Annotated in this window: 8 protein-coding genes; 5 read left to right on the forward strand and 3 right to left on the reverse strand. The window is 68.6% G+C overall.

Features of this window, described 5'->3' with window-relative positions; translation table 11 throughout:
* Positions 1-80: 80 nt before the first annotated feature.
* Both CXY82_RS00480 and CXY82_RS00485 read right to left on the reverse strand, forming a co-directional pair.
* Positions 81-1,019, reverse strand: a complete 939-nt coding sequence (locus tag CXY82_RS00480) for a M56 family metallopeptidase (protein ID WP_158252097.1) — start codon at positions 1,017-1,019, stop codon at positions 81-83.
* Between the two features lie 61 nt (positions 1,020-1,080).
* Positions 1,081-1,467: a BlaI/MecI/CopY family transcriptional regulator gene (locus tag CXY82_RS00485; protein ID WP_104169207.1), complete on the reverse strand. Its 387-nt coding sequence runs from the start codon at positions 1,465-1,467 to the stop codon at positions 1,081-1,083.
* A 96-nt stretch (positions 1,468-1,563) separates the two neighbouring features.
* Here CXY82_RS00485 and CXY82_RS00490 point away from each other — a divergent pair, with 96 nt between their 5' ends.
* Genes CXY82_RS00490 through cydC form a run of 4 tightly spaced genes read left to right on the forward strand, consistent with a single transcriptional unit; the run spans position 1,564 to position 7,422 of the window.
* Positions 1,564-2,976, forward strand: a complete 1,413-nt coding sequence (locus CXY82_RS00490; RefSeq protein ID WP_104169208.1) for a cytochrome ubiquinol oxidase subunit I — start codon at positions 1,564-1,566, stop codon at positions 2,974-2,976.
* Between the two features lie 9 nt (positions 2,977-2,985).
* A complete protein-coding gene (gene cydB, locus CXY82_RS00495; RefSeq protein WP_104169213.1) occupies positions 2,986-4,002 on the forward strand; it encodes a cytochrome d ubiquinol oxidase subunit II in 1,017 nt (338 codons plus the stop codon).
* 5 nt (positions 4,003-4,007) lie between these two features.
* Positions 4,008-5,672: a thiol reductant ABC exporter subunit CydD gene (gene cydD, locus CXY82_RS00500; RefSeq protein ID WP_104169209.1), complete on the forward strand. Its 1,665-nt coding sequence runs from the start codon at positions 4,008-4,010 to the stop codon at positions 5,670-5,672.
* The gene (gene cydC, locus CXY82_RS00505; RefSeq protein ID WP_104169210.1) at positions 5,665-7,422 is read left to right on the forward strand and encodes a thiol reductant ABC exporter subunit CydC; all 1,758 of its coding nucleotides are present in this window, start codon (positions 5,665-5,667) and stop codon (positions 7,420-7,422) included. Before cydD ends, cydC begins: the two co-directional genes overlap by 8 nt.
* A 41-nt stretch (positions 7,423-7,463) precedes the next feature.
* Here cydC and CXY82_RS00510 read toward each other — a convergent pair whose 3' ends face one another.
* The gene (locus CXY82_RS00510) at positions 7,464-8,120 is read right to left on the reverse strand and encodes a DedA family protein (protein WP_104169211.1); all 657 of its coding nucleotides are present in this window, start codon (positions 8,118-8,120) and stop codon (positions 7,464-7,466) included.
* 136 nt (positions 8,121-8,256) lie between these two features.
* Here CXY82_RS00510 and CXY82_RS00515 point away from each other — a divergent pair, with 136 nt between their 5' ends.
* A complete protein-coding gene (locus CXY82_RS00515) occupies positions 8,257-9,768 on the forward strand; it encodes a M20/M25/M40 family metallo-hydrolase (RefSeq protein ID WP_104169212.1) in 1,512 nt (503 codons plus the stop codon).
* Positions 9,769-9,961: the final 193 nt, after the last annotated feature.

The following is a 9,961-nucleotide window of genomic DNA, read 5'->3' on the forward strand; positions in this document are numbered from 1 at the left end:
GCTGGGGCTGGGGCTGGGGCTGGGGCAGGGGCTGGGGCAGGCGCGTGCTCAGGCAGGCGCGTGCTCAGGTAGGCCCGGGCTCAGGCGAGGGACAGGAGCAGCGTCGGCAGCAGCAGGAGTGCGGCGGCGCCGGCTGCAACGAAAAGCACGGCGGAGGGCGTCAGCGGCGCCGGCGGGGTGATCAGGCGGCGAACGCGGGGTGTCACCAGGTCGAACGGATGGTCCGGGCCGTCGGCGAGTTCGACATCCGTTCCCAGCGGGTCCACCTGGTGTGCCGACCCGACCAGTGCGATCGCGGTGGCCAACGTGCGGTCGTCGACCACCCGCCGGGCCTGGTCGTCGGCGAGCATCTCGACCAGCAGGGCGACCGCGTTCTCGGCGCGGTTCGCGATCGGGAACCACGGCAATGCGCTGTGCCAGGACTTGAAGGCGAGCAGCACGAGGTGGTGCTGCTGCAACAGGTGGGCGCGCTCGTGTGCGATCACCGCGCGCAATTGGTCGGCATTCAGCAATTGCAGAAGGCCGCGGGAAAGCACGGTCGCCGACCGGGTCGCGCCAGGCAGGCAGTACGCGACCGGCGCGTCGTGTTCGATCACACGGGTGCCGGAATGGCTCGGCAGAGGGTCGCTGAGCAGTCCGATCAGGTGCCGGTGCCTGCGGTGCTGGCGCCCCGCGCGGGAGAAGGTCGCGGCGAGGTTGAGCAGCAGATGGCTGCCGAGGATCAGCGCCGCGCACAGCAGGAGTACCGAGCCGAACGACGTGCCGGCCGGCAATGTGCCGGTGACGAGATGGCCCGCCAGCGAGCGGATGCCCTCGAACAGGTTCTCGCCGAACGGGATCAACCCGAAGCTGAGCAGCGAGCCGATCATCGAGAGCCCGCCGGCCAGGGCGATGGCCTGCCACAACACCAGGGCGACCGCGGGGGAACGGGCCGGCCAGCCGGCGGTGGCAAGCCAGATCGGGACCGGACCGGCGAGCAGCACGGCCACGATCATGAGCGCTACGGCCGTGACGAACACGACTCGGCCGCTCTGACGCGTGCTGACTGGAGCAGGGACTGGAGCGGGGACTGGATGCCGGTCACTCGCGAACGAGAGGTACGGTGCCGAGGAGCAGGCGCAAAACGTCGGCCTCCTGCGGGGTGACATCCCCGATGAACCGGGCGAGGGCCGCCTGCCGGTCGGGAGCAGAGCCGAGCACCTCGTGCATCAGCTCCGCGGTATGTTCCGCCCGGGTCGCCACGGCCCGGTAGCGGTGCGGCCGGGTGTCTCGGTCGCGGGTGACGAAGCCCTTGGTCTCGAGGCGGGAGAGCACCGTGAGCACGGTCGTGGTGGCGAGTGGTTTGCGCCTAGCGGTGGCGGTCGTCGGGGTGAGTAGTCGATCCCGGAGATCGTTGGCAGGCAGAGACTCCTCGGCTTCCCACAAAACATCCATCAGCAGTCGTTCCAGCTCTCCCAAACTCCCCATATTGGGGAGTCTAGCGGGCGGCAATCAACTCTTCTACGTCTCGTAGAATAGTAATGTTCTACGCAGTGTAGAAAACCCGAAGCCGCTGGAGGGCGCATGAACGAGTGGCTGGACCCGTTACTCCTGTCGAGATGGCAATTCGGTCTTACCACCGTCTATCACTTCCTCTTCGTACCGCTCACAATCGGGTTGGCGTTCACAGTCGCGCTCTTCCAGACCGCCTGGGTGCGCACCGACAAGGCCAAGTACCTCGAGCTGACCCACTTCTTCGGCAAGATCTTCCTGATCAACTTCGCCATGGGCGTCGTTACCGGAATCGTGCAGGAGTTCCAGTTCGGAATGAACTGGTCGGACTACTCCCGCTTCGTCGGTGACGTCTTCGGCGCCCCACTCGCCTTCGAGGGCATCACCGCATTCTTCCTGGAGGCCACGTTCATCGGACTGTGGATCTTTGGCTGGGACAAGCTGCCCCGCGGCCTGCACCTCGCCACCATCTGGCTGACCACGGCCGGTTCGATCGCCTCGGCCTACTTCATCCTCGCGGCGAACGCGTTCATGCAGAACCCGATCGCGTTCCGCATCAACGAGGAGCGCGGCCGGGCCGAGCTCACCAGTATTGGCGAGCTTTTGACCAACCCGATCGCCCTGGCCTCCTTCCCGCACACGATCTTCGCCTGCTTCATGGTGTCGTCAGGCCTCGTAATCTCGGTGGCCGCCTGGCACCTGCTGCGCAAGCAGCACGAGGAATCCATGCGTCCCGCACTCAAGTTGGGCATGTGGATGATGGTTGTCTCCGGTGCGGTCACCACCTTCTTCGGCGACTCGCTGAGCCTCGCCATGACGGCCGCCCAGCCCATGAAGATGGCCGCCGCCGAGGCGATGTACAAGACGTCGACGGGCGCCGACGCATCCTTCTCGATCTTCACCCTCGGTACTCCCGACGGCGTGAGCGAACTGTTCTCGATCCGCATCCCGTACCTGCTGTCGTTCCTGTCGACCCACACCCTCAACGGCACGGTCGAAGGCATCGACAACCTGCAGGCGCAGTATGTGAGCCTGTACGGCCCCGGCGACTACACCCCGACCATCTGGATCACCTACTGGGCCTTCCGCTGGATGATCGGTCTCGGCATCGCCCATATCCTGGTTGCTGTCGTCGGCCTCTGGCTCACCCGCGGCGGGCGCAGCCCGCAGGCCACCTGGGTCTGGAAGATCGCCATTTGGAGCTTCCCCTTCTCGCTGCTCGCCATGAGCGTCGGCTGGATCTTCACCGAGATGGGGCGGCAGCCCTGGCTCGTGTTCGGGCTCCTGCGCACACAGGACGGCGTATCACCCAACGTCAGCGGCCTCGAGATCCTGATCTCGCTGATCGCCTTCACGCTGATCTACGGTGCCCTCGCGGTCGTCGAATTCAAACTGATCCTGCAGGCCGTGCGGAAGGGACCTGCCCCGCCGGCGGAACCCGACCCGGTTTCCGGCAAGGTCAAGCCACAGGTCACGGTCTACTAGGAGCGCATGATGGATCTCAACATTCTCTGGTTCTGGATCATCGCCGCGCTCTTCATCGGCTACTTCGTGCTCGACGGCTTCGACTTCGGCGTCGGCATGTCGCTGCCCTTCCTGGGCACGGACGATCTCGACCGCCGGGTCATCATCAACACCATCGGGCCGGTCTGGGACCTCAACGAAACCTGGCTGATCGTGGCCGGCGCAGCACTCTTCGCCGCCTTCCCGGAGTGGTACGCCACCCTGTTCAGCGGGTTCTACCTGGCCCTGCTGGTGATCCTTCTCGCCCTCATCCTGCGCGGGGTGTCATTCGAGTACCGGCACCAACGCCCGGAAGCAACCTGGAAGAAACGCTTCGACCTCATGATCGTGATCGGGTCTGCCGTTCCCGCCCTGCTCTGGGGCGTCGCCTTCTCCAACATCGTGCGGGGCGTGGCACTGGACGCCAACCACAACTACATCGGCTCCTTCTTCGACCTGCTCAATCCCTACGCCCTCCTCGGCGGGCTCACCACGCTGCTCCTGTTCTTCACCCACGGCGTGGTCTTCATCTCCCTGAAGACCGAGGGGGACATCCGTCAGCGCGCTCAGAGGCTAGCCGTCAAGGCCGGGGTGGCCACCATCGTGGTGGCCGCCTCGTTCCTGGTCTGGACCACCCTCGCCTTCGGCAGCCTGGCCACCGGTGCCTTCGCCGCCCTCGCCGCGGTTGCCCTGATCGGGGCGTTCCTGGCGAACCTGCGGGGCGCCGAAGGCTGGGCCTTCACGCTGATGGCCGCGACGATCGCCCTCGCGGTGCTGACGCTCTTCGCGTCCCTGTTCCCCGACGTGATGCCGGCGAGCAACGATGCAGCCAACAGCCTGACCATCGAGAACGCCTCCTCGACGCCGTACACACTGCAGGTGATGAGCTGGACCGCCCTGTTCGCCATGCCCGTCATCTTCTTGTACCAGGGCTGGACCTACTGGGTTCTGCGCAAGCGGGTCAGCCGCACGACCGTCTCGGCCCACGTAGAGTCCGCCGTACACTAAACGGAATGCGCCCCTTCGATCCTCGGCTCCTCCGCTACGCGTCCGCCGCCCGGTGGTTCCTGTCGGTGGGTGCCCTGCTCGGACTGGCGCAGACTGTCACGGTCATCGCGTTCTCCTGGCTGCTGAGCCAGAGCATCACCCTCGCGTTGACGGGGGCCTCTCAGGATTCGCTGGCCTTCACCACGGCCGCCCTTGCGGGCGTGATCGTGGTGCGGGCCGCGCTGGTGTGGCTCCTCGAGGTGGCCGCCACCCGCGGAGCAGCCCAAGTCAAGAGCCAGCTGCGCCGCCAGGTTCTCGACCGCGTCGCCGAGCGCGGCCCGGATTGGCTCAGCGGCCGGGCCAGTGTGGGCGTCTCCACCCTGGCCACCCAGGGGCTGGACGCGCTGGACAACTACTTCGCCCGCTACCTGCCCCAGCTCTTGCTGGCGGCGATCAGCACGCCCCTGCTGATCTTGGTGATGCTCTGGCAGGACCTGCCCAGCGGCATCACAGTCATCGCAGTGCTGCCATTCATCCCCGTCTTCATGGTGCTGATCGGCCAGGCCACCCAGTCCGTGCAGCGGCAGCAGTGGGAGTCCCTGCAGCGGCTGTCGACGGGGTTCCTCGACCTCGTCGGCGGGCTCGGCACGCTCAAAATCTACGGTCGGGAGCGACGCCAGTTCGCCCGGGTGCGCACCATCACCGAGGACTACCGCGGCCGCACCATGAAGGTGCTGCGGGTCTCCTTCCTCAGCGGGTTCGTGCTCGAACTGGCGGCCAGCCTGTCGGTGGCCCTTGTTGCCGTCTCCATCGGGCTGCGCCTGGTTGACGGAAGCCTCGCACTCGGCGTCGGCCTGTTCGTGCTGCTGCTGGCCCCGGAGGCTTTTCTCCCCGTGCGGCAGGTCGGCGCCCAGTTCCACGCCGCGGCCGACGGTCTGGCGGCGGCCGAGGAGGTCTTCGCCATTCTCGACGACGATGCCGGGCCCCGGGCCGCGGCGACCCCGGCTGCCTCGACTGCCCCGTCTGGCGCGCGCACCGGAGCAGGCCCCGCGGATACCGGCATGCTCCGGTTCGAGCACGTCACGATCCGGCGGGGCACGAATGCCCCCGTGCGCGATTTCAACGCCGTGTTCCGACCCGGCGAACTCACCGTGGTCGTGGGTCCGAGCGGCGCTGGAAAGTCCACGCTGGTGGCCGCCCTGCAGGGATTCGTCCCCTTCGACGGGCGGATCCTGCTGAACGGTGCGGAGCAGACCCCGGGCACACCGCGCCCGTGGCTGGCGTGGGCCGGGCAACGGCCGGGACTGTTCCAGGGAACGATCGCCGACAATCTCGCGCTCGGTGACGCGTCCGTAGATCGGGACACCGTGGCCCGGTCGCTGGAGTGCGCCGGAGCGGGCGATCTGGAGCCGGCCACCATGCTCGGCATCGCCGGCGAGGGACTCTCCGGCGGACAGGCCCAGCGGGTCGCAGCGGCCCGCGCCATCTACCGCGCCGAGAGCCACGACTGCGCCGTGGTCGTTCTCGACGAGCCCAGTTCCGCGCTGGACGAGGCAGCGGAGGCTTCCCTCGTCGCCGGCCTGCGCCGGCTCACGACCGAGGGGCGGATCGTGATCGTGGTCAGCCACCGGCCTGCCCTGCGGGACGCCGCCGACCAGATCGTTGCCCTGAACGAGGTGGCCCATGTCTGATTCCCGACCCAGCGCGAGCGGGAGCGCGAGCAGAATCGCCGGCCCCCGGCCGACCGGCCGGGCCGAGGTGCGCGCCGTGCTGCGCCTGGCCCAGCCGCCTGCCCGCCGGTTCGCCCCCGGCCTGGCCGCGGGCGTGCTGAGCGCGGTCTTCGCGGTGGCCCTCCTGGCGTCGTCGGCGTGGCTGATCACCCGAGCCGCCGAGCAACCGCCGGTCATGTTCCTCTCGATGGCGGTCGTCGGGGTGCGTGCGTTCGCCCTCGGCCGGTCTGCGTTCCGCTACCTCGAGCGTCTGGCCAGCCACGACGCCGCATTCCGCCAGCTGGCTGACCTGCGCGTGGGCATCTTCTCCCGGATCCTGCCGCTCTCCCCGGCCGGCCTCGGAGGCACGAGCCGCGGCGACCTGCTCAGTCGCCTCATGCGCGACGTCGACGACCTGCAGGACTTCCCGCTCCGGGTGGTGCAGCCTCTGGCCACGGCGGGGATCCTCTTGAGCGTGAGCGTGGTCGGGGTCTGGCTGGTTCTCCCCGCCGCCGGTGTCACGCTGGCGCTGACGCTCCTCGTTGCCGGTCTGCTCGCCACCGTCACCTCCAGCGCGCTGTCCGCCCGGTCGGAGCGCCAGCTTGCACCCCTCCGCGGAGCCCTCGCCGGCGAGGTGCTCGAGATGGTGGAGAACCTCGACGTGCTGAGCGCCTTCGGGGCCCTCGATGCCCGCCTGGCCACCCTTGCGGCGGCCGACGACCGGCTGCGCCGGGCCTCCCTGCGCCGGTCGCTGGGCGTGGGCGTGCAGGGAGCCGTGCTGTCACTGTTCGCGGGTCTGGCGACGGTCGCCGCGCTCCGGGTCGGCATTCCGGCCCTCTCCGGGCCGGCTGGCCTCAGCGGACCGGGCTTCGTCGTGGTCGTGCTCGTGCCCATGGCGGTGTTCGAGGTGTTCGGAATGATCCCGCTCGCGCTCGGCGTCTGGCGCCAGGTGCGCTCCAGCGCCGCGCGGGTGGCGACGGCGGTGCCGACCAGCGTCCCCGCGGAGATCCCGGCGGAGTCGGTAACCGAGCCGACGGATGCGCCGGCGGATGCGATGACCACCACGAGCGTCAGCGCCCACCCGGTGCTCGAACTCACCGACGTGGGTGCCCGCTGGCCCGGTTCCGTTACCCCGGCGGTCACGGGCATCACCCTGCGCCTGGCGCCGGGGGACCGCGTGCACCTGGCAGGGCCGAGCGGCGCCGGCAAGACCACCCTGGCCCAGACCCTGGTGCGCTTCCTCGACTACACGGGCTCGTACCGGCTCGACGGCGTCGAGGCGCGCACGCTGGCCCCGGCCGAGGTGCGCCGCCGGGTGGGACTGTGCGAACAGCGTCCCTGGCTCTTCGACGACAGCATCCGTCAAAACCTGCTCTTCGCCCGCACGACGGCCACCGACGACGACCTCGAGGCCGTGCTCGCCCGGGTCGGACTGGGGGAGTGGGCCGCCAAGCGTGGGGGCCTCGACGCCCGGGTCGGCGAGCGGGGTGCCCTGGTCTCCGGCGGTCAGGCCCAGCGCATCGCGCTGGCGCGGGCGTTGCTGGCGGATTTCCCGGTGCTCATTGTCGACGAACCCACTGCCAACGTCGATGAGGCGCAGGGCAACGTGCTCGTGCGGGACATCCTGGGCACGGCGGCGGAGGACGGCCGTGCGGTGCTGCTCATCTCACACACGCAGGTGCCGGACGACCTGATCACCGCGAGGGTCGTCGTGCCCGGACCTGCCCGCTGAACCTGACAGCCGAACGAGGGGTCGCCCGACCGAGCGTGCGGTCAGACGACCGGAGGCTCCGGCTGTTCCATGTGTCGCTCCTCGCGGCGGTGCAGCCAGCGTTTGACCAGGAACACGAGCAGCACGAAGACCGCGATCGCGCCGACGAAGAGGTATCCGGCGAAGTGGAGCCGGTCGGAGAGCTCGCGGTAGCCTTCGGCGGCGGCCGAACCGATCGACACGTAGGCCACCGCCCAGATCACGCAGGCCGGCACGGTCCACTTCATGAAGGTGCGATAGGGCATCGGGCTCATCCCCACGGTCAGCGGGATCAGCGAGTGCAGCACGGGCAGGAACCGCGACAGGAACACGGCGATGCCGCCGCGCCGTGCCAGGTAGATCTCGGCCCGGGCCCAGTTGCGTTCCCCGAGCCGGCGCCCGAGGCGGCTCATCCGGATCCACGGCCCGAAGTGGCGGCCGAGCGCGAAGCCGATGCTCTCGCCGATCAGGGCTCCGACGATCACCGCGGCGACGAGCCCCAGGAACTCGGCCGTGTTGCTCACCGCGGTGCTCGCCACGATCACGATGGAATCGCCCGGCACGACCAGGCCGACGAGAACGGATGTCTCCAGCAGCATGCCGAGTCCGGCTAGGAGGGTGCGCAGCACCGGATCCACGCTGGAAACCGTATCCAGGATCCAGCTGAGGATATCGTTCACGACCCACAGCCTAAGCCGTGCACCCGCAGCGGGGCTGGGGACCTGCCCTTGCCCCGCGACTGGGGGATACGCTAGCGTCGCTGCAGGGCCGCTCAAGGACGACCGGCCCACGTTCGATCCAGTCTGAGGGACCCTCATGAAACAGAATCGGAATATTCGTCTCGCCGCCATCGGCACGGCCGTGGCCCTGTCGGTCAGCGTCGGGCTACCCGCCTACGCCGATAACGGAACGGACACCGGTGCGCTGCGCGAAGCCGTTACGGCAGCCGGAATCATCGACCACCTGGAGAAGCTCCAGGAGATCGCGGACGCCAACGGCGGCACGCGTGCGTCCGGCACGCCGGGGTACGAGGCATCCGCCGTCTACGTCGAAGAGCGGCTCAAGGCCGCGGGCTACACGCCGATCCGTCAGGCCTACTCCTATGAGCAGTTCGTGCTGAACGCGGAGTCGTTCGCGCAGTTCACGCCCACCCCCACCACCTACGCCGGCGGCACCGACTTTGCCACGATGAGCTACTCCGGCTCCGGCACGGTCTCGGCGGCGGTACAGGCGGTCGACATCAACCTGGTCGGCGACCGGGCCTCGACCAGCGGCTGTGAAGCCGCGGACTTCGCGGGCTTCACGGCCGGGAACGTCGCCCTGATCCAACGCGGCACCTGCACCTTCCGGGTCAAGGCCGACAATGCGATCGCGGCCGGCGCCGCCGGCGTGATCATCTTCAACCAGGGCAACGCCGATGACCGCCTCGGTATCGTCAACGGCACTCTGGACGCCCCGCAGACCGCCGTTCCGGTCATCGGAACGACCTTCGCGCTCGGCGCGGCTCTGGCCGGGCAGCCTGCCCCGACCGTGCGGCTGGCCGTGGATGCTGAGGTCACCGTCACTGAATCCTTCAACATCCTGGCCGATTCGGCCGGTCGCGCGGATCGCACGGTCGTGGCCGGAGCGCACCTCGACTCCGTCGCCGAGGGCGCGGGAATCAACGACAACGGCAGCGGCAGCGCCGCCATCCTGGAAACCGCCATCCAGCTCGCCGCCTCCGGCAACGCACCCACCAACCGGGTGCGGTTCGCGTTTTGGGGCAGCGAGGAGGATGGACTGGTCGGTTCCGAGTACTACGTGTCGCAGCTGACGAAACGCCAGATCAAGGCGCATGCCGTCAACCTGAACTTCGACATGGTCGCGTCGCCGAACTTTGTGCGCTTCGTCTACGACGGTGACGGCTCGTCCTTCGGCACCACCGGCCCGAACGGGTCGGCGCTGGTCGAGAAGGTCTTCCTGGACTACTTCGCCTCGCAGGGGCTGGCCGTAGAACCCACCGAGTTCGACGGTCGGTCCGACTACTTCGGGTTCATCGAGAACGGCATTCCCGCCGGCGGGCTCTTCACCGGTGCTGAAGACCTGATGACGGAGGCCGAGGCGGTCACCTACGGCGGCGTCGCCGGCGCACCGTACGATGCCTGCTACCACGCCGCATGCGACGACATCACGAACATCAATGCGGAGGTGCTGGAGCAGATGGCCGATGCCATCGCCCACACGACGATGACGTTCGGCGAGACCACCTCCGCGGTCAACGGCACGACCAGGGGCGGCGGCTCCGGCTCGACGGGGCTCCAGTTCAAGGGCAGCCTCGCTGTGAAGTAGCCACGCTGCAGCACCTGACGGAGAAAGGTGGGGACGCCGCCCGCGGGCGGCGTCCCCACTGCGTCCCCGGTGGGGTCGTTGGTGCGGTCCCGGCACCCAGATGAGTGGGTCCGAACGAATTCGACGGAGATTTTGGCTCTCCTGCTTCATCCGTGGGTGTTGCGGAGCGCCTTAACGGCCGCACGCCGCTTCC

The sequence above is a fragment of the Cryobacterium sp. M23 genome (assembly GCF_002929655.1).
GTDB lineage: Bacteria > Actinomycetota > Actinomycetes > Actinomycetales > Microbacteriaceae > Cryobacterium > Cryobacterium sandaracinum.

Bases quoted from the DNA above. Each gene is read 5' to 3' on its own strand.
- CXY82_RS00485 (WP_104169207.1), bottom strand. From the start codon at position 1,467: ATGGGGAGTTTGGGAGAGCTGGAACGACTGCTGATGGATGTTTTGTGG.
- CXY82_RS00515 (WP_104169212.1), top strand. From the start codon at position 8,257: ATGAAACAGAATCGGAATATTCGTCTCGCCGCCATCGGCACGGCCGTG.
- CXY82_RS00490 (WP_104169208.1), top strand. From the start codon at position 1,564: ATGAACGAGTGGCTGGACCCGTTACTCCTGTCGAGATGGCAATTCGGT.
- cydC (WP_104169210.1), top strand. From the start codon at position 5,665: ATGTCTGATTCCCGACCCAGCGCGAGCGGGAGCGCGAGCAGAATCGCC.
- cydD (WP_104169209.1), top strand. From the start codon at position 4,008: ATGCGCCCCTTCGATCCTCGGCTCCTCCGCTACGCGTCCGCCGCCCGG.
- cydB (WP_104169213.1), top strand. From the start codon at position 2,986: ATGGATCTCAACATTCTCTGGTTCTGGATCATCGCCGCGCTCTTCATC.